The organism is Rhodococcus sp. USK10 (assembly GCF_019378875.1).
Lineage (GTDB): Bacteria > Actinomycetota > Actinomycetes > Mycobacteriales > Mycobacteriaceae > Rhodococcus_F > Rhodococcus_F pseudokoreensis.
The window spans coordinates 5,244,176-5,262,587 of the sequence record NZ_CP076048.1 but is presented as its reverse complement, the minus strand read 5'-3'; the positions used below and the strand labels follow the sequence as shown (position 1 = coordinate 5,262,587).

At 67.7% G+C, this 18,412-nt stretch carries 19 protein-coding genes; 1 reads left to right on the top strand and 18 read right to left on the bottom strand.

What is annotated here, in order from left to right; genetic code table 11:
* Positions 1-322: 322 nt before the first annotated feature.
* From I1A62_RS31410 to I1A62_RS31330, 17 genes are all read right to left on the bottom strand, one after another.
* The gene (locus I1A62_RS31410; RefSeq protein ID WP_219456159.1) at positions 323-1,258 is read right to left on the bottom strand and encodes a triacylglycerol lipase; all 936 of its coding nucleotides are present in this window, start codon (positions 1,256-1,258) and stop codon (positions 323-325) included.
* 99 nt (positions 1,259-1,357) lie between these two features.
* Positions 1,358-1,708: an Lsr2 family protein gene (locus tag I1A62_RS31405; protein WP_087559761.1), complete on the bottom strand. Its 351-nt coding sequence runs from the start codon at positions 1,706-1,708 to the stop codon at positions 1,358-1,360.
* Positions 1,709-1,846: 138 nt separating this feature from the next.
* The gene (gene lysS, locus I1A62_RS31400) at positions 1,847-3,358 is read right to left on the bottom strand and encodes a lysine--tRNA ligase (protein ID WP_124391739.1); all 1,512 of its coding nucleotides are present in this window, start codon (positions 3,356-3,358) and stop codon (positions 1,847-1,849) included.
* Positions 3,359-3,413: 55 nt separating this feature from the next.
* The gene (locus I1A62_RS31395) at positions 3,414-3,836 is read right to left on the bottom strand and encodes a rhodanese-like domain-containing protein (RefSeq protein ID WP_012691510.1); all 423 of its coding nucleotides are present in this window, start codon (positions 3,834-3,836) and stop codon (positions 3,414-3,416) included.
* Positions 3,833-4,366: a cysteine dioxygenase family protein gene (locus I1A62_RS31390; RefSeq protein WP_219456157.1), complete on the bottom strand. Its 534-nt coding sequence runs from the start codon at positions 4,364-4,366 to the stop codon at positions 3,833-3,835. Before I1A62_RS31390 ends, I1A62_RS31395 begins: the two co-directional genes overlap by 4 nt.
* 122 nt (positions 4,367-4,488) lie before the next feature.
* Positions 4,489-5,304 carry a type III pantothenate kinase gene (locus I1A62_RS31385; protein WP_124391741.1) on the bottom strand — a complete coding sequence of 272 codons (816 nt, stop codon included), beginning with the start codon at positions 5,302-5,304 and terminating at the stop codon, positions 4,489-4,491.
* Positions 5,305-5,307: 3 nt separating this feature from the next.
* A complete protein-coding gene (gene panD / locus I1A62_RS31380; RefSeq protein ID WP_087559766.1) occupies positions 5,308-5,754 on the bottom strand; it encodes an aspartate 1-decarboxylase in 447 nt (148 codons plus the stop codon).
* A gap of 18 nt (positions 5,755-5,772) precedes the next feature.
* The gene (gene panC / locus I1A62_RS31375) at positions 5,773-6,708 is read right to left on the bottom strand and encodes a pantoate--beta-alanine ligase (protein WP_124391742.1); all 936 of its coding nucleotides are present in this window, start codon (positions 6,706-6,708) and stop codon (positions 5,773-5,775) included.
* 5 nt (positions 6,709-6,713) lie between these two features.
* On the bottom strand, positions 6,714-7,640 hold the full coding sequence (locus I1A62_RS31370) for a Rossmann-like and DUF2520 domain-containing protein (RefSeq protein ID WP_206007338.1): 927 nt from the start codon (positions 7,638-7,640) through the stop codon (positions 6,714-6,716).
* 147 nt (positions 7,641-7,787) lie between these two features.
* On the bottom strand, positions 7,788-8,783 hold the full coding sequence (locus tag I1A62_RS31365; protein WP_219456155.1) for a DUF6779 domain-containing protein: 996 nt from the start codon (positions 8,781-8,783) through the stop codon (positions 7,788-7,790).
* Between the two features lie 70 nt (positions 8,784-8,853).
* Positions 8,854-9,321 (bottom strand): DUF3180 domain-containing protein, encoded by a 468-nt coding sequence (locus tag I1A62_RS31360; protein WP_192581838.1) that lies wholly within the window; start codon positions 9,319-9,321, stop codon positions 8,854-8,856.
* Between the two features lie 20 nt (positions 9,322-9,341).
* Positions 9,342-9,854 carry a 2-amino-4-hydroxy-6-hydroxymethyldihydropteridine diphosphokinase gene (gene folK / locus I1A62_RS31355; protein WP_124391746.1) on the bottom strand — a complete coding sequence of 171 codons (513 nt, stop codon included), beginning with the start codon at positions 9,852-9,854 and terminating at the stop codon, positions 9,342-9,344.
* A complete protein-coding gene (gene folB / locus I1A62_RS31350; RefSeq protein WP_219456153.1) occupies positions 9,851-10,213 on the bottom strand; it encodes a dihydroneopterin aldolase in 363 nt (120 codons plus the stop codon). Before folB ends, folK begins: the two co-directional genes overlap by 4 nt.
* Positions 10,206-11,063, bottom strand: coding sequence for a dihydropteroate synthase (folP, locus tag I1A62_RS31345; protein ID WP_083395653.1), 858 nt, complete (start codon positions 11,061-11,063; stop codon positions 10,206-10,208). Before folP ends, folB begins: the two co-directional genes overlap by 8 nt.
* On the bottom strand, positions 11,060-11,677 hold the full coding sequence (gene folE, locus I1A62_RS31340; RefSeq protein WP_043826734.1) for a GTP cyclohydrolase I FolE: 618 nt from the start codon (positions 11,675-11,677) through the stop codon (positions 11,060-11,062). Before folE ends, folP begins: the two co-directional genes overlap by 4 nt.
* Before the next feature lie 60 nt (positions 11,678-11,737).
* Positions 11,738-14,035, bottom strand: coding sequence for an ATP-dependent zinc metalloprotease FtsH (gene ftsH, locus I1A62_RS31335; protein ID WP_124391748.1), 2,298 nt, complete (start codon positions 14,033-14,035; stop codon positions 11,738-11,740).
* A 212-nt stretch (positions 14,036-14,247) separates the two neighbouring features.
* On the bottom strand, positions 14,248-15,594 hold the full coding sequence (locus I1A62_RS31330) for an amidase (RefSeq protein ID WP_124391749.1): 1,347 nt from the start codon (positions 15,592-15,594) through the stop codon (positions 14,248-14,250).
* Positions 15,595-15,758: 164 nt separating this feature from the next.
* Here I1A62_RS31330 and I1A62_RS31325 point away from each other — a divergent pair, with 164 nt between their 5' ends.
* Positions 15,759-17,843 (top strand): serine/threonine-protein kinase, encoded by a 2,085-nt coding sequence (locus tag I1A62_RS31325; protein ID WP_219456151.1) that lies wholly within the window; start codon positions 15,759-15,761, stop codon positions 17,841-17,843.
* Between the two features lie 10 nt (positions 17,844-17,853).
* On the opposite strand, the gene hpt is transcribed toward I1A62_RS31325, so the two are convergent.
* The gene (hpt, locus tag I1A62_RS31320; protein ID WP_072947351.1) at positions 17,854-18,408 is read right to left on the bottom strand and encodes a hypoxanthine phosphoribosyltransferase; all 555 of its coding nucleotides are present in this window, start codon (positions 18,406-18,408) and stop codon (positions 17,854-17,856) included.
* Positions 18,409-18,412: the final 4 nt, after the last annotated feature.

The window sequence follows — 18,412 nt, the reverse complement described above, 5'->3', positions numbered from 1 at the left end:
GCTGCCGATCGACCTGCTGCCCCTCCACCCCTTTAGGTGGGCGAGCACGCCTGCTTATTCGTATTTAACGCCCCAGCTCCGGCAATCGTTTCCCCTTCGCTGTACGCCTGGAGCGAACAGGTCCGGCGGTGCCCGGTGGGCATCCGGTCGACAGAGGCCGCCGGCCCACTCCGCGAAGGGGCGAGACCTGCGTATCCGGACAGGGTATGTCGACGAGCTGTGAGTTCGCCACCCATTCGTTTCCGCCGGTGTCCGCAGCGTTACCCAGCGGGTTGCCCAGGCTTCCCCCGATAACTGGCGGCGTGATGGATCTCGCGGGGCGCTACCCCGCGACGGGGGCGACGAAACGGCACGGCACCTCGCGCGGATGGTCGCTGTCCAGCGCGTTCAGTACGAAACCGGCGGCGCGTGCCGAGCCGGCGACGGCGACGTGGTCGGAATAGTCCTGCTCACAGCCGTCCTGCACCACGATGTTGGTGGTGTCCGGCCCGGGCTCGAGGCCGCTCGTGTACGGGACGACCAGTTCGTCGTAGCGGGTGACGATGTTCGTGTACTCGATCCCGGGGACGTAGACCCCGCCCGCGCGCATGCGGTCGATGAACTTCGACCCCTGAAGCATCTCGGGACACGCCTGGCAGACGGGGAAACCGGCCGCCACCGAGTCGTCGACGCCGAGCGAACGCAGGAACCGGCCGGCACTGATCTGATCGTTTCCGTACGTGCCCTGCCACGGCGGGGCGAGCGAGACGATCTTCGCGACCTTGTCCGCACCCCCGAAGAACTTCACGTAGTTGTTCGCCTGCACCGTGCCCTGCGAATGTCCCACCAGGTCGACCTTCGCGGCGCCCGTGCTCGCCAGCACCCGATCGACGAACGCGGCGATCTGAGCGGTGCCGGTGTCGATGGGTGTCATTCCGCCGATCGCGTCGAGCGGCCACGGCAGGTCGGGGAAGTTGCCGTAGGTGAGGGAGTACACGCAGTAGCCCTCGTTGGCGAGCAGCGGTGCGTACACCGCCCAGTTGGTCTGGCGCGCGCCTCCCGTCCCGTGGACGAGGACCACCGGTTCGGGGTGCGCGTCACTCGGCCGGCAGGACCAGTCGTTCGAGCCCGGGGCCGAACCGTCCGGGTGTCCCAATTCGAGGGGCACTCCCGCGAGGAACGAATCCGGCACCGGATAGGCAGGCGCTGCGGACGCCACCCCGGCCCACATCACGAAAGCCAGGAACAGAATCCCTGAAACGGACACGCAGCGGCGCACAGCTACCCCCAGACTCCCCGAATGTCGGATCAGAGCGGGACGGTAACAGTCCAGGTCGCGTTGCGGAGCGAATCAGTGAATTCTGTTCCCAGCTAACGTTCAGTTCGCCTTGTTGTAGGCCTCGATAATTTCGGCGGAGATACGGCCGCGCGCAGAAACCTTTTTGTTGTTCTTGCGCGCCCATTCCCGGATAGCGGCGCTCTGTTCCCGATCGACCGAAACTCGGGACTTGGCGACAGCCGGAGCCGCCACCGCTTTGCCGCGCTTGCGCGAGCTCACCTTGCGCGCGTGGGAAACCCACACGTCGAGCTGCTCACGCAATTTCGCCGCATTCTCCGAGGAAAGGTCGATCTCGTACTGAACACCGTCGAGTCCGAACTCGACCGTCTCGTCGGCAGACGCCTCTTGATCGACATCGTCGATCAGGGTGACAGTGACCTTCTTAGCCATGGGATGAAATTCCTCTCGAATGAAGCGACGTCTCATCGTCAACGTGAGCTACGACCCGAGGTAACCATACCCCTGTTCTTCCGATTCGGAATACGAGGAATGGATCGAATTTATCCGCGCGAATTCACACCCGGCGAATCAGCGAGAAGAAGGCCGAACAATGGGAAAGAGGATTGTTTCGCGGATTCCCAATCCCGTCAAAGCCATGAGCAGACGGTCGATTCCCATTCCGGTTCCGGTGGTCGGCGGCATTCCCTGCTCCATTGCGGCGAGGAATTCTTCGTCGAGGGCCATCGCCTCGTCGTCGCCTGCCGACGCGAGCCGCGCCTGATCGACGAACCGCTCACGCTGGATGACCGGATCGACCAATTCCGAATAGCCCGTGGCCAACTCGAACCCACGGATGTAGAGGTCCCACTTCTCGGTCACCCCGGCCTTGCTGCGGTGGTCACGCGTCAGTGGTGACGTCTCGACCGGGAAATCGCGGACGAAAGTCGGCTCGAACAACTGGTCGCCGCACTGGTGCTCCCACAGTTCCTCGACCAGCTTCCCGTGCCCGTAACCCTTGTCCTTCGGGACTTCGAGGCCCACCTTCTCGGCGAGAGCCAGCAATTCCTCGACCGTGGTATCCGGAGTGACCTCGACACCGATCGCCTGCGACAGCGACGGATACATCTCGAGGGTCTTCCATTCACCGCTGAGGTCGTATTCGGTGCCGTCGGCAAGAGTGACGACCTGCGAACCGAAAGCGGCCTGCGCCACGTCCTGAACGAGTTCGCGGATCATGACGGCCGAATCGTCATATGTGCCGTAAGCCTCGTACGTCTCGAGCATCGCGAATTCCGGCGAGTGCGTCGAGTCGACGCCCTCGTTGCGGAAATTCCGGTTGATCTCGAAAACCTTCTCGATACCGCCGACGACGCACCGCTTCAGGAACAGTTCGGGGGCGATTCGGAGATAGAGGTCGATGTCGAGGGCATTGGAATGCGTGATGAAGGGGCGGGCCGCCGCGCCGCCCGCGACCGTCTGCAGCATCGGCGTCTCGACCTCGAGGAACCCGCGACGCTCGAGCGCGTTCCGGAGTTCACGAACCACGGCCACACGCTTACGCGCATTGTCCCGCGCCTCGGGGCGCACGATCAGATCGGCATACCGCTGCCGGACCCGGGACTCCTCGTTCATCTCCTTGTGCGCAACGGGCAGGGGCCGGAGCGACTTGGACGCGATCTGCCACGAATCGGCCATCACGCTCAGCTCACCGCGACGGGAGCTGATCACCTCACCGTGCACGAACACGAAGTCACCGAGGTCGACATCGGCCTTCCACGACACGAGCGCATCCTCACCGACCGCGGCGAGACTGATCATCGCCTGCAGCTGGGTGCCGTCGCCTTCCTGCAGCGTCGCGAAGCACAACTTGCCCGTGTTGCGCACGAAGATCACCCGGCCGACGACGCCGACCTGGTCACCCGTGGCGGTGTCGGGCTCGAGTTCCGGATACTTGGCGCGGATCTCCGCCAGCGAGTGGGTGCGCGCCACCGACACCGGGTACGCCTCGCGTCCCTCCGCCAGAATGCGCTCACGCTTCTCCTGGCGGATCCGAAGCTGCTCGGGGGTGTCGTCGACTGGCTGGGCTGCTACTTCACTCACGGGTCACCAGCCTAATCGACAGCCGGTCGTGCCCCTATTCAGAGGTCAGCGTTCCTCAGTGCGCCGAGACGGTAGCCAACTCCCGCACGCAGTGCTGCGTCGCGATGAGCGACCCCAGCAGACCCGCCGCCTTGATCGCCTTGTACCCGCCGACGAGGTCGGTCGCCTTGTGCAGACCCAGCTCCTGCAGGGCCGCCGCGGCCAGGCTCGACGTGTAGCCCTCGGAGCAGACGATGATCCACTCGACGTCGTGGTCCACGGCCAGCGCCAGGTGCGCCGAGCTGGTGGGATCGCAGCGCCACTCGAGGACGTTGCGTTCGATGGCGAGCGCGCCGGGCAGCGTCCCCTCGATCGCGCGCTGCGCCTGCGGGCGGATGTCCACGACGATCGCGCCGCGCGCCACTGCCTCGGGCAGCTCGAACGCGTACATCCGGTCGATCTTGGTGCGGGCCTCTTCGAGCATCTGGTCGATGTTCACTTCGAACCGCCCTCGGGGAGATCGGTGAGCTCGGTACGGGTACGGCGCAGCGTGCCGTGATCGGTCACCTCGTAGTAGGACATGGCCGACAGTGGCGGCGAGTAGGCGTGCACACTCAGCGTCGGCGTCACCACCTCCGCCCCGGGGGCGTCCGGCGCCCGCACCACGTCGTGGACCCAGCCGAGCGGGAACGAGGCCTGATCGCCGGCGTCGAGGGTGCGGTGACGCAGTTGGTCACCGGCCCAACGGAACTCGGACAGCGCGCCGCTGAGAACGGTGAGCGCACCGAAAGAGCCTGCGTGGTCGTGCAATTCGGTGTTCCGGTCGGGAACCCAGCTGATCAGCCAGACATCGACGTCGTCGTCCGAGTAGAGCCGGGTCGACCAGCGCTCGTCGATCGGCCAGCTCTTTGGGAGCAGGACGTCGTGGCGGCCGTCGAGGACCTCCGAAGCACCCTGATCGGTGATGCGCAGCAGGTCAGCCGGGCGAAGACGGGTGGGTACAGATGCAGAAGAATACGTTGCGAGCACGAGAGAGACTCCCAGAAGTGTGAATTGGTCAAGGCAGCGTTCAGCCTCGACAACACTCCTGAGCACTCGTGCAGAGATTCACGGGGACCATTCTGACATAACTTCCGCGAAGAGGGAACCCTTCACTCGAGCGGGCTGCGGCGCGCTCCCTTACGGGCCTGATTCCGCTCGTACACCAGGCGCAGCCCTTCGAGCGTGAGATCCGGTTCGTGCTCGTCGACGGTCTCCGTCTCGGGCATGATCAGCGGCGCACGGTCACCGGTCGCGATGACCACCACGTCGGAACCGGAGAAGGCGGGCAGTTCCTTGCGCACCCGGCGGACCAGTCCGTCGACGAGGCCGGCGAAACCGAACACCGCGCCCGACTGCATGCATTCGACGGTGTTCTTGCCGACGACGGAGCGGGGCCGCACCAATTCGACCTTGCGCAGCGCCGCCGACTGCGACGCGAGTGCGTCCGAGGAGATCTCGAGACCGGGCGCGATGGCGCCGCCGAGGAACTCACCCTTCGCAGACACGACGTCGACGCACGTGGACGTCCCGAAGTCGACCACGATGCACGGCGCGTCGTAGAGGTGATGCGCCGCAAGACTGTTCACGATCCGGTCGGCGCCGACCTCCTTCGGGTTGTCGACGAGCAGCGGAACACCGGTTCGCACCCCGGGTTCCACCAGCACGTGCGGGACGTGCCCCCAGTAACGTGTCAGCATCACCCGGATCTCCCGCAGCACCGACGGCACCGTCGACAGCGCGGACACACCGGTGATCTGATCGGTGTGCGCGCCGAGGAGCCCACGGAAGATGAGCGCCAGTTCGTCGGCCGTCATCCTCGCGTCGGTGCGCATCCGCCAGTCCTGCACCAACTTCGAATGTTCACCGGTACCGGTGAACAGTCCGAGAACGATGTTCGTGTTCCGGACGTCGACGGTGAGGAGCACGGGTTACACCAAACTGGATTCGCGCTCGGCGTCGAGCGTCGACAGCATGCGCGGGGTGATCAGGCCGGAGCCCTCCGGCGCGTGCGCCGGGTCGGCACCGAGTTCGACCGGCGAGTTGGCGGCGTCGACGAACACGACGCGCGGCTCGTAGTCGCGCACCTCCTGCTCGTTCATGACACCGTAGGCGATGAGGATGACGAGGTCGCCGGGCTTGACCAGATGCGCTGCCGCACCGTTGATCCCGATGACACCGCTTCCCCGCTCGCCGGCGATGACATACGTTTCGAGCCGCGCGCCGTTGTCGATGTCGACGATGCACACCTGCTCGCCCTCGAGGAGGTCGGCGGCATCCATCAGATCCTGGTCGACCGTCACCGAGCCCACGTAGTGCAGGTCGGCGTGCGTGACGGTGGCGCGATGGATCTTCGACTTCATCATGGTGCGAAACATGTTCCGGTCCTTACTCTTCTAGCGGGAAAGAAGTTCGTCTGTCACCGACGCGTCCGACGCCTCGGTGTCACGTTCGAGGAAACCGGTGCCGACGGCGACACCGACGTTGTCGATCAAGCGGGTGTTTCCGAGTTTGGCGGCGACGAGCAGCCGACCGTCGCCTCGTTCGGGAGCCGGGCCGAGGTCGACGCCCCGCACCTCGAGGTAGTCGACCTCCACCTCGGGGGTGGACGCCAGCACCTCGCGCGCGGTGGCGAGGATCGCCTCGGCGCCACCTGCCGCGGCGTGGGCACCGGCGATCAGGGCCGCGGACAACGTCGTCGCCGCGTTCCGCTGATCCTCGTCGAGGTAGCGGTTCCGCGAGGACAGCGCGAGTCCGTCGTGTTCACGCACCGTGGGCACCCCGAAGATGCGGACGTCGAAGTTCAGGTCGGTCACCATCTGCCGGATCAGCGTCAGCTGCTGGTAGTCCTTCTCGCCGAAGTACGCGACGTGGGGTGCGGCGATCTGCAGCAGCTTGGCGACGACGGTGAGCATGCCCGCGAAGTGCGTGGGCCTGGACGCGCCCTCGAGTTCCGCGCCCAGCGGTCCGGGATGGATCGTCGTCCGCGGACCGGCCGGATACATGGTGGCCGCCGTCGGCACGAACGCCAGCTCGACTCCGGCCTCACGCAGCAGTTCGAGATCGGCGTCGACGGTGCGCGGGTAGGCATCGAGGTCTTCGCCGGCACCGAACTGCAACGGGTTGACGAAGATCGAGACGATCACCACCGCACCGGTGAGCTTGGCCTGCCGCACCAACTCCAGGTGACCCGTGTGGAGGGCTCCCATCGTGGGCACGAGCGCGACCTGGCGGCCGACGCCGCGCAGCGCCTTCGAGACCCGCGTCAGCACACTCGGGTCGTGGTGCACGGTCAGTTCGCCGCGCTTGTATCCGCCCTGCAGATCGCTCACGGGGCTCACCTCCGGTCTTCCAGGATGTCCAGCAGTTCAGATGTCGCGCCGGCGCGCTGCGCCGACCTCAGTGAGAGGGCCCGATAGCCGGCCGCAATCCGCGGATCGACTTCCTCGAGGACGCGCAGATGTGTGGCCACCGCCTCGGAGTCACCCCGGGCGACGGGCCCGGTGAGCGCCGCAGGCCCGCGGCGCAGAGCATTGTCGAGCGCTGCGGACAGCAGCGGCTGGAGAACCCGTTCGGCCAGGCCGTTCGGATCGTCGCCGATCAACTCCTGGCCGAGCAGTTCCTGGCCCTCGAGCGCGACGCGCAGCGCGGCCACGGCGTCGACGACGAGCGTGACCAGGTGATTGCTGCCGTGAGCGAGAGCGGCGTGGTACAGCGGCCGCATGTCCTCGCGGACCCGCACCGGCTCGCCGCCGATCTCCAGAACCAGCGACTGTGCGATCGCGTAGCCGATGTCGTCGGCGGCGGTGATACCGAAACAGGCGGACGCGAGACGAACCGTGTCCTCGTCGTGGCCGGTGAACGTCATCGCGGGGTGAATCGCGAGCGGAACGACACCCTGCTCGGTGAGGGGGGCGAGGATCCCGATGCCGTTCGCGCCGGACGTGTGGGCCACGATCGCGCGACCCGGCACGGCACCGGTGGAGGCCAGCCCCGCGATCAGCGACGGCAGTTCGGCGTCGGGGACGGCGAGAATGAGCAGTTCGGAGCGGGCCACGACCTCCGCGACCGGAAGAATCTCGGTCTCGGGAAGCCGGGTGCGTGCCCGATGCCGTGACGCGTCGGAGACGGCCGAGCAGGCGACGACGACGTGACCCGCCCGCTCCAACGCGGCACCGATTGCTGTTCCGACCCGGCCTGCGGAGACGATTCCTACCGTCAATCTCGCGGGCGCAGGGCCATTAGTGATCCCGAAAGAGGTCACCTTCGTCCTCTCGTTCGTTCCAGTCCCGCTCGGCGGGTACCAGACGTTCCACGGTGAGGATAGCCCGGCTCGAACGCACCCCGCCATGAGCAGGCGGAGTGATATATGCCTCACACCGTGCGGGTTGATCCTCGGGCGTGTCCGGGCCTATTCGGCCCGGCGACGCCTGCCTCCGGCGCTCTGGGACGCCCCCGACGCGGACTGCATGTTGGCCATGATCTCGGCGACGGACAGCCCGTTCGAGTGCGCACCCGAAGAGTCGTCCTCCTCGGCCGCCCGCCTGCGGCCCCGCCGTCCCTCGGCCTCCGGCTCGGCCGCCTCGGGCTCCGTGGGCTCGGGCTCCGTGGGCTCGGGCTCCGTGGGCTCGGGTTCCGGCTCGACGACCGGCTGGGGCGCGACCTTCGCGACAGGTGCGGGCGCGGCGACCGGCGCGGTCTTGGCGACCGGCTCCGGTGTGGGCTCCGGCTCCGGTTCGACCTCGATCTCGGGTTCGGTCTGTCCGGCGCCGACAGGCTCGACGATGGACGTCTCGGCCGTGACCGGATCGTCGTCGGGATTCGCGAAATGCGAGGACTGCGCGGAACCGCTCTGATGCCCGGCGCCCGCGGCGTGCCCCGCACCCGGGACGTACAGGCCCGACGCGGCCGGCTGATAGCTGCTGTACGAGCGGCCCGCGAGTTCCTGCACCCGCGTCGAATCCGCGCGCAGCGCGATCCGTTCGGTCGGCATCGCGCCGTCGAACAGTGCCTCGAGATTCTTGCGGAGCGACGAGAGTTCGGCGCGCAACGCGGCGAGTTCCTCTGCATCGGCGCGCACTTCGCTGCGCACCCGCTTCTCGACGGTGAGTTCGTATTCGCGCCGTGCCGAGATCTCCCGCTCGAGCTGCAACTCGTAGACGGTCTGCAGATCGCTGACCTTCGCCTTGTCGAGCGCCGACTCGCGCCGGTACTTCGTCATGGCGATGGCACCGACCGTGGCGGCCCAGAGCGCGGCCACCAGGCCCACCCGCAGGAGTTGGACGCTGTCGCTGAAGATCAGGAAGAGGGACGCGATCACCGCGAGGGCGAGCAAACCCGCAACGATCATCTGGCTCGCGCTGCGCCTGTTGCGGCGCGCAGACTTGAGGCGACCAGGATTCGTCATGGTGCCAAGGGTACTTGGCCGCGAAGGGTGCACCGCGCATTCCATCCGACCTGCGGCGATCCCCTGTGCCCTAATGCGCGGGCTCGTCCGAGGGGTCGTCGGGGGTGCGGCAGCAGTGTTCCAGCCACAGCGCGGCGCCGACGAGCGCCAGTGCCGCGACGAGACCGACCCACGCGCCGGGACTGTCCGAGCCGGCGGCGCGCAGCACCGACTGCTGCGGAAGCAGGTACAGCAGGAAGCCTCCCCACACCCCGGCCGTCGCGGCGCCGACGAGTGCGGATGCCTTGGCCAGAGCGGCAACCCGGGCGGCGGTGATCGGGTGCAGCTGACGCGGCCCGTCGCCCACCTGATGGTTGCTGACCCGGGATCGCACCATGAACGCGAGCACGACCTCGATCAGCGCGACCGGATACAGCGACGCCCCCGCATACACGGGGATGGGCGGGAACGACCCGTAGAACACGCGTACCAGGATCCAGGTGGCGGCGAGGGCGAGCGCGGCGAGGAACAGCAGATCCCAGATGCGGGTGGGTTTCATCGTGCCCGTCGGTTCCGGCTTCATCGCGACCGCCGGTCCAGGGCGAGGTCCGTCCGGTGCACACCGGCCCGCTCTTCGTCGTCCAGCAGCGGCAGCAGTGCGTCCACGCGGGTCGCCGTGCCGTCGACCGGCAGCACGGCGTCGGGTTCGACGTCCAGCCACGGAATCAGCACGAAGGCGCGTTCGTGCGCTCGCGGGTGCGGCAACGTCAGTTCCGGGTCGTCGCTGCGGATGTCATCGCACGTGACGACGTCGACGTCGAGCGTGCGCGGACCCCACCGTTCGACCCGCACCCGGTCGGCGGCCGCCTCGAGTTCCTGCCCACGCCGCAGCCAGCCGTAGCCGTCGAGTGCGGGATCGTCGGCGACCAGGACCGCGTTGAGGAAGTCCTGCTGCTCGACCCCGCCCCACGGCGCCGTCGAATACACCGGGGAGACCGCGACGACCGCGTCACCCAGACCGTCGAGGACCGACTGCAGGTGGGCAAGGCTGTCGCCGACGTTCGACCCGATCGACAGCACCGCGCGACTCATGGTCTCGACCTGTGCGCCACCACCGCGACGTCCGCGAAGGTCAGCGGGATCGGCGCGGACGGCTTGTGCAACACCACCTCGGCGCTCCGGACGCGGGGGTCGGTCATCACCCCGTCCGCGATCTCGGCGGCGACGGTCTCGATGAGGTCCCGGGAGGGGCCCGCGATGATCGCCGCCGCACGCTCGGCGAGGCCGCCGTAGTCCAGGGTGTCGTCGAGATCGTCCGACGCCGCGGCGGGCGCGAGGTCCATCCAGACGGTGATGTCGACGTAGAAGTCCTGACCGTCCCGCTTCTCGTGGTCGAAGACACCGTGATTGCCGCGAACCTTCAATCCGCGCAACTCGATTCGATCACTCACGTCCGGCTGCACCCCTCGTCCAGGCCTCGGCGACCGCGATGGCGTCGAGGGAGGCCTGCGCGTCGTGCACGCGCACTCCCCACGCTCCATGGGTCGCGGCGAGGGCCGACACGACGGCGGTCGCGGTCTCCCGGCCGGCGGGGGGACGGGGTTCACCGTCCGCATCCGCGAGCAGCGAACCCAGGAACCGCTTGCGGGAGGCGCCGACGAGGACTGGGAAGCCCAGCTCGTTGAACTCGGGCAGCGCCTTCAGCAACGCCCAGTTGTGATCGGAGTTCTTCGCGAAACCGAGACCCGGATCCAGCACCAGCGAGCCCGGATCCACGCCGGCCTTCACGGCCAGGTCGACCTGCGTCATCAGTTCGTCCCGGACCTCACGGACCACGTCGTCGTAGTGGTCGGCGGTGCCGCGGTGCACGTAGTCGCCGGCCGAACGCCAATGCATCAGGATCCACGGAACTCCGGCGTCCGCGACCACCGAGGCCATCGCCGCATCGGCCCGGCCACCGGCCACGTCGTTGATGATCGACGCACCCGCCCCGATCGCGGCCTCCGCGACGGAGGCCCGCATCGTGTCGACGCTGACGCAGATGCCCTCGGCGACCAGGTCAGCGATGACGGGGGCGACCCGTCCGGCCTCGACGTCGGGATCGACCCGCGCCGCGCCCGGCCGGGTGGACTCGCCGCCGACGTCGACGATGTCGACGCCGAGACGCTTCAACGCGAGACCGCGTTCGAGCGCCGCGTCACGATCGAGGAAGCGTCCGCCGTCGGAGAAGGAATCGGTGGTGACGTTCAGAATCCCCATCACCACGGTGCGGCCCGGTGAGGGCAGCTCGATCACGGTCACTTCCGCAGAATAAGGTCCAGAGCCTCGGAACGTGAGGCCGCGCTGGACTGGAGCAGACCACGCACCGCGGACGTGGTGGTACTCGCACCAGGCTTGCGGATCCCCCGCATCGCCATGCACAGGTGCTCGGCCTCGATGACCACGATCGCACCACGCGGATCGAGCTTGCGCATGACGGCGTCGGCGATCTGACTGGTCAGACGCTCCTGAACCTGCGGGCGCTTGGCATACAGGTCGACCACGCGGGCCAGCTTCGACAGACCGGTCACCTTGCCCGTCCGGCCCGGGATGTACCCGACGTGCGCGACCCCGTGGAACGACACGAGATGGTGCTCACACGTGGAGTACAGCGGAATGTCGCGGACCAGCACCAACTCCTGGTGCCCCTCGTCGAACGTCGTGTTCAACACGGTGTCCGGGTCGGTGTACAGGCCCGCGAAGACCTCGCGGTACGACCGCGCCACGCGGGCGGGCGTATCGCGGAGTCCGGGACGATCCGGGTCTTCACCGATCGCGATCAGCAGTTCCCGCACCGCAGCCTCGGCACGCGGCTGATCGAACACCCGGCCAGTCTCGAGTGCCACGGGCTCACTACCGAGATGATTCACCGACAACCGAAACTCCTCCAGTACCGGGACCGATCGTCCCGAAGCAACAGCCTAGTGTCGGGCGGATCAGTTCGATCCGTCCGGTCCTTTCCAGGCCCTCGTCTGCGCATCGTCGTCCCCGGTGCCCCGCTGCTCATGCGGCGGATTCCACTGGTTCCCCGGACCCTGGTTGGTCCCCGGGCCCTGGTTTCCGGGGTACTGCCCCTCCGGATTCTGGTTGCCCGGATCGCGGGGCGGCCAGCCCGGAGCCGACCAGCCCGCGGGGGCGCCGTAGTCGGGACGCGGTTGCGTCATGCCACCTTGCGGCCGGGCCGGAGCAGGCTGCGAGTAGCCGTTGGCGGGCGCCGGCTGCGGGTACTGCTGCTGCGGCGGGGTCTGCTGCGACTGCTGCGATTGCTGCTGGGCGAACACCGGTTCGGGCTGCTGCGGCCACGGCTCGCCGCGCTCGGTAGCGAGTTCCCGCGGCGTCTTGACCGGCGGCTTGTCGGACGGGGTCCGGTGCCCGAAGTCGTTGAACGCCGTGATCCGGGGGCGCTTCTCGACGCTGTGGAAGATCTTCTCGAGATCCTTGCGGGTGAGGGTCTCCCGCTCGAGCAGTTCGGTGGCCAGGATGTCCAGCACGTCGCGGTACTCGTTGAGGATCGCCCACGCCTCGGTGTGCGCGGCCTCGATGAGGTTGCGGACCTCTTCGTCGATCTCGCGCGCGACCTCGTGGGAGTAGTCGGACTGCTGCCCCATCGACCGGCCCAGGAACGGGTCGCCGCCCTCCTGGCCGTACCGCACGGCACCCAGCCTGGCGCTCATGCCGTACTCGGTGACCATCGACCGGGCGATCTTCGTCGCCATGTCGATGTCGGAGGACGCACCGGTGGTGGGCTCGTGGAACACGAGTTCCTCGGCCGCGCGACCACCCATCGCCATGACGAGCCGGGCGATCATCTCGGACCGCGTCATCAGGCCCTTGTCGTCCTCGGGCACCGTCATCGCGTGACCGCCGGTGCGGCCGCGGGCGAGGATGGTGACCTTGTAGACCGGCTCGATATCGGGCATCGCCCACGCGGCGAGCGTGTGCCCGCCCTCGTGGTACGCGGTGATCTTCTTCTCGTGCTCGCTGATGATGCGGCTCTTGCGGCGGGGACCGCCGACGACCCGGTCCACGGACTCCTCGAGCGAGGCCTCCGTGATGACGGTGCCGTTCTCGCGGGCGGTGAGCAGCGCGGCCTCGTTGATGACGTTGGCCAGATCGGCGCCCGACATTCCGACGGTGCGCTTGGCCAGGCCCTCGAGGTCGGCGTGCTGATCGATCGGCTTGCCCTGCGAGTGCACCTTGAGGATGGCGCGTCGGCCGGCGAGGTCGGGGGCGCCGACCGGGATCTGCCGGTCGAAGCGGCCCGGGCGCAGCAGCGCCGGGTCCAGGATGTCGGGGCGGTTGGTGGCGGCGATCAAGATGACGCCGGTGCGGTCACCGAAACCGTCCATCTCGACGAGCAACTGGTTGAGGGTCTGCTCACGCTCGTCGTGACCGCCACCGAGACCGGCGCCACGCTGACGTCCGACGGCGTCGATCTCGTCGACGAAGATGATGCAGGGGCTGTTCTGCTTGGCCTGGTCGAACATGTCGCGCACGCGGGACGCACCGACACCGACGAACATCTCGACGAAATCCGAACCGGAGATCGTGAAGAACGGGACACCGGCCTCGCCTGCCACCGCGCGGGCGAGCAGGGTCTTACCGGTTCCGGGAGGACCGTAAAGCAGGACACCCTTGGGAATCTTCGCGCCCAATGCCTGGTAGCGCGCCGGATTCTGCAGGAAGTCCTTGATCTCGTACAGCTCTTCGACGGCCTCGTCCGCACCCGCGACGTCGGCGAACGTGGTCTTCGGCATGTCCTTGTTGAGCTGCTTGGCCTTGGATTTGCCGAAGCCCATGACGCCGCCGCGACCGCCGCCCTGCATGCGGCTCATCACGAAGAAGAAGATGCCGAGCAGGATGACCATCGGCAGGACGAACAGCAGGATGGACGTGAGCCAGCTCTCCTGCGTGACCGTGGTGTTGTAGCTCTGCAGCCCCTTGTCGGAGATCTCGTTGAAGATCTGCTCGGACGCCGACGCCGGGTACTTTGCGAGGATCTCGGTCTTGCCGTCGGTGGCGTCGTTGCCGTCCTTCAGCCACAGGCGCACCTGCTGCTCCCGGTCGTCGATCTGCGCCTTCTCGACGTTGTTCGCGTCGAGTTGCGCGATCGCCACGGAGGTGTCGACACCCTTGAATCCGCGCGTGTCGTTGCCGAAGTAGCTGAAGGCGTAGATCACCAGCAGGATGCCGGCAACTATCGCCAGGTTTCGAAACACAGTCTTACGGTTCATACAGGTCGGCCGAGATGGCCGGTCCTTTCGAGAGTGCGGGTCTTCCGGGTGCGCCTTCCGGCTGCCAACCGGACAAACCAGGTTACCGCGAAGGCACCCCGGCGACTCCAGGTAGCAGCCAACCGCTGTCGCGAGCGGTCTCTATTTCGTTCAACGCACGCGGCGGCCCATCGGTTCCCTCCGCCTCGATCCGGGTCCGGATGTGCGGGAGTTCACCGTGTGGGCGCGACCCTCGGCCAGCCGCCGCCGACCCGCTCGATGTGCGCGGCCAGGGCCAAAATCCTGGCCTCGCCACCGGGCGGCGCCGCGATCTGCACGGCCAGCGGGGTGCCCGAATGCGAGTGCGTGCCGACGGGGACACTCGCCGCCGGCCAGCCGACGAGATTCCACAGCGCACTGAGCGGGGCGTACCGCACGTTGGCCACGATGTTCGACAACCACGACCGCTCGCTCCACGTCGTCGCCGCGAGCGGCGGCTGCGCGAGCGCGGGGGTGATCACCACGTCGTAGTTCTCGAAGAAGGCGCGCAGCGAGTCCTCCAGCCTGTTCACCTGCTCCGGGCGGACGAACCGGCCCAGCGCGCGGCCCAACGCGACGTGCCTGCGGGTCCGCGGCTGCAGTCGCCTGGGGTCGAGGCCCTTCGCGTCGGCGGCCGTTCCCGCAGTCCAGCGCGCGAGAACCGGAATCAGGTTGACCGGGTACGGCAGCGTCGCGGGCTCCACGTCGTGGCCCGAGCCGGTCAGTTCCGTCCCCGCGCGCACGGCCGCGTCCCGCCACTGCGGATCGACCCTGGCCAGGAACGTCGGCGACCCCGACGCCACCGCGATCCGCAGCGGCTCCGACGGCCCGATCCGCGCGAGTTCGGGACGGTCGGCGATCACGGACAGCATGAGGGCGGCGTCGTCGACGGTCGTGGCGATCGGCCCGTTCTCTGCCATGCCGAACCAGGACGTGGCGCCGAGTTCGGACGGCACGACTCCCCTTCCCGGTTTGATGCCGAACACTCCGCAGTTCGCCGAGGGGATGCGGATCGAACCCAGGCCGTCGGTTCCGTGCGCCAGCGGCACCATTCCCGCGGCGACGGCGGCGGCCGCTCCCCCGGACGAGCCGCCGCAGGTCCGGGACGGATTCCACGGGTTGCGGGTGATGTGGCCGGGCGCGTCGGTGGTTCCCCACACCGCCAGTTCGGGGAGGGTGGTCAGGCCCACCACCACCGCTCCCGCCGCCCGCAGTCGCGCGACGACCGGATGGTCGGCGGCCCTCGGTTCGGCGCTGGTGGCGCCCGATCCCTCGCGCATCGGCAGTCCGGCCACGGGGATGACGTCCTTGATCGCGACGGGCACTCCGGCCAGTGGAAGCCTGGCCAGATCCGGTCGCCGGGACAGGGCCAGCGCTTCGGCTCGGGCCTGGTCGCCGAGGACTGCGGCGAACGCCTGGATCTTCGGTTCACGCTCTGCGATGGCCGCGAGCGCGGCCTCGACCTGCTCCATCGGGCTCGAGACGCCCGAGCGGACCTGCTCGGCGACGACGACGGCTGAGGTGAACGGGGAGTCCCCCATCACCCGAGTATATGGTGCAGCGCAGCAGCGATTTCGAGTATTCGCGCTGGATACGGTAGGTCTGCGGGGTTACCATTCGCTTGTCCCTGGATGGGACTCTTCACACCGCTCCAGACAACCTCGATGTGCCCAGAGAACCCGCCCAGTAGAACCCTCGATGTGCAATGACCAGAGGAAACGGGTCGGGCAGAGACGGATCGGCCGCTGGATCGGACTCTGCCGAACGGACCGTCGGAGTCACGAACTCCGAACACGAGAGCAGCGAAGCGACGGTTGCGGCCGGCCCGCCGACGGTGACGGCTGAGCAAACTCTGTCCGCACGGACGATGACCGCCGAGCAGACCGCACTCGCCGAGCAAACTGCCGCGGCCGAACAGACGGCGGAGGCCGGTCCGACCGTGACCGCCCGGCAGCCGGACACGCTCATCACCATGCCGCCCGGCAGTGCGGCGCTCGACGACGTGGAGGTCGGGCAGCAGGTCGACGACTTCGATCTACTGATGAGTCTGGGCAGCGGCGCGTTCGGCCGGGTGTTCCTTGCACGCCAGCGGTCGATGCAGCGTCTCGTGGCGGTGAAGATCTCCCACGACAAGGGCAACGAGCCGCAGACCCTCGCCCAACTCGACCACGACTACATCGTCCGCGTGTTCGACCAGAGGCTGCTCGAGGACCGCGAACTGCGTCTGCTCTACATGCAGTACCTGCCGGGCGGCACCCTGCTGCGGGTCCTGCGGCGTGTGCGCGTCACGCCCGAGCAGGAGCGGACCGGCAGCCTGCTGCTGGACGTCGTCGACGAGGAGATGCGGGAGAAGGGCGAACTCAGGCCCACCGATTCGAGTGTGCGGGACGAGATCGCGTCACTCACCTGGCCCGAGACGATCGCGTGGCTGGGACGGCGACTGGCCGAGGCCCTCGACTACGCAGGCAAACGCGGCGTCCTGCACCGCGACATCAAACCCGCCAACATCCTGTTGACGGCGGAGGGTGTGCCCAAGCTCGCCGATTTCAACATCAGTTTCAGCGACTCCGTCACCGGGGCGTCACCGCTCGCCTACTTCGGCGGGTCGCTGGCCTATATGTCCCCCGAGCAACTCGAGGCGTGTCACCGCGGAATGCCGGGAACGGCGGCGGACCTCGACACCCGCAGCGACATCTTCGCGCTCGGGGTGATGCTGTGGGAGCTGATGTGCGGGCGGCGTCCGTTCCAGGACGAGGACGTGTCGAGCGAGTCGCTCGCCGCACTCGAGGCGATGCTGGACAGTCGCAGCCGCGACGTCGACCCGGAGTTCCTGGACCAGTTACCCGCCGACTGCCCGCCCTCGCTGCGCCGGGTACTGCTGACCTGTCTGGCGCCGAAGCCGGAGGACCGGTGGTCGTCCGGTGCCGAGCTGGCCCAGCAGTTCGACCTGTGCTTGAACCCCCGGGCCCGTGACCTCGTCGATCCGCCGCCGCATTCCTGGCGCATGCGGTTGCGCCGGTTCGCGCTCCCGATTCTGGTTTTCGGTATCGCGGTGCCGAATGCCCTTGCCGGTGCGTACAACTACCACCACAACAAGATGCTGATCATCAGCAATCTGACTCCCGAGGCGCAGCAGTCGTTCGAGGGGATCCAGTTGGTGATCAACTCGATCGCGTTCCCGTTGGGCGCGATCATGCTGCTCTACTGGTGCCGCTACCCGCTGCTGGTTCCGCGGGGTCTGCGCAAGGGCCGGACGTACGACCGCCACACCCTGGCCCGGGCGCGCACCGACACGTTGCTGCTCGGCGACCGCGTGGTGCTCGTGGTGTTCGGGCTGTGGGTGATCGCGGGAATCGCCTATCCGATTTCCCTGCAACTGGCGGCGGGGAACGTGCCGCCGGGCGCGTACGTGCACTTCATCGCGTCGCTGATCGTGTGTGGTGCGGTGTCGGTGGCGTACCCGTTCTTCGTGGTGGCGTTCTTCGCGGTGCGCTGCATCTACCCGACCCTGCTACCGCAGGACATCGCGAGCAGCGCCGACGCGCACAAACTGCGGGGACTCGACCGCCGCAGCACGCTGTATCTCGCGGTGGCCGCGTCGGTTCCGCTGGCCGGTGTAGCCGGGGTGACGTTCCTGTCGCCCGACGAGATCACGCTGGTGATCATCGCGGTCCGCATCCTGTGCGTCGGCGGTATCTTCGCGTTCGTCGGCGTGTACTGGCTGTTCCGGCAGCTGGAGCAGGATCTGCGGGCGCTGGAACTCGCCGTGTCCCACGAAACCGCCCGCTGACGGGCGGGATTCAGCCGCCGTAGACGGAGGGCTCGAGCGTTCCGATGTACGGCAGGTCGCGGTACCGCTCGGCGTAGTCGAGGCCGTAGCCGACGACGAACTCGTTGGGAATGTCGAAGCCGACGTTCGCGACGTTGATGTCGACCTTGATGGCGTCGGGCTTGCGCAGCAGCGTGACAACCTCGAGCGACGCCGGGTTCCGCGTCGAGAGGTTGCGCATCAGCCAGGACAACGTGAGACCGGAGTCGATGATGTCCTCGACGATCAGCACGTGGCGGCCCGCGATGTCCTTGTCGAGGTCCTTGAGGATGCGCACGACACCCGAGGACGACGTGGACGACCCGTAGGAGCTGACGGCCATGAACTCCATCTGGGTGGGGATGGGGAGGGCCCGCGCGAAGTCGGTCATGAAGAAGATGGCGCCCTTGAGGACACCCACCAGGAGCAGATCCCCTTCCGGGGCGCCCTCCGGGTAGCGCTTGGCGATCTCCTCGGCCAGTTCGACGGTACGTCGACGGATCTCGTCCTCGGAGATCAGTACCGATGCGATATCGCCTTCGTACACGCGA

Coding starts and splice junctions, on each gene's coding strand:
- I1A62_RS31330 (WP_124391749.1), bottom strand. CDS start 15,594: ATGGGGGACTCCCCGTTCACCTCAGCCGTCGTCGTCGCCGAGCAGGTC.
- I1A62_RS31365 (WP_219456155.1), bottom strand. CDS start 8,783: ATGACGAATCCTGGTCGCCTCAAGTCTGCGCGCCGCAACAGGCGCAGC.
- folK (WP_124391746.1), bottom strand. CDS start 9,854: ATGAGTCGCGCGGTGCTGTCGATCGGGTCGAACGTCGGCGACAGCCTT.
- I1A62_RS31360 (WP_192581838.1), bottom strand. CDS start 9,321: ATGAAACCCACCCGCATCTGGGATCTGCTGTTCCTCGCCGCGCTCGCC.
- panD (WP_087559766.1), bottom strand. CDS start 5,754: ATGTTTCGCACCATGATGAAGTCGAAGATCCATCGCGCCACCGTCACG.
- I1A62_RS31325 (WP_219456151.1), top strand. CDS start 15,759: ATGACCAGAGGAAACGGGTCGGGCAGAGACGGATCGGCCGCTGGATCG.
- I1A62_RS31405 (WP_087559761.1), bottom strand. CDS start 1,708: ATGGCTAAGAAGGTCACTGTCACCCTGATCGACGATGTCGATCAAGAG.
- ftsH (WP_124391748.1), bottom strand. CDS start 14,035: ATGAACCGTAAGACTGTGTTTCGAAACCTGGCGATAGTTGCCGGCATC.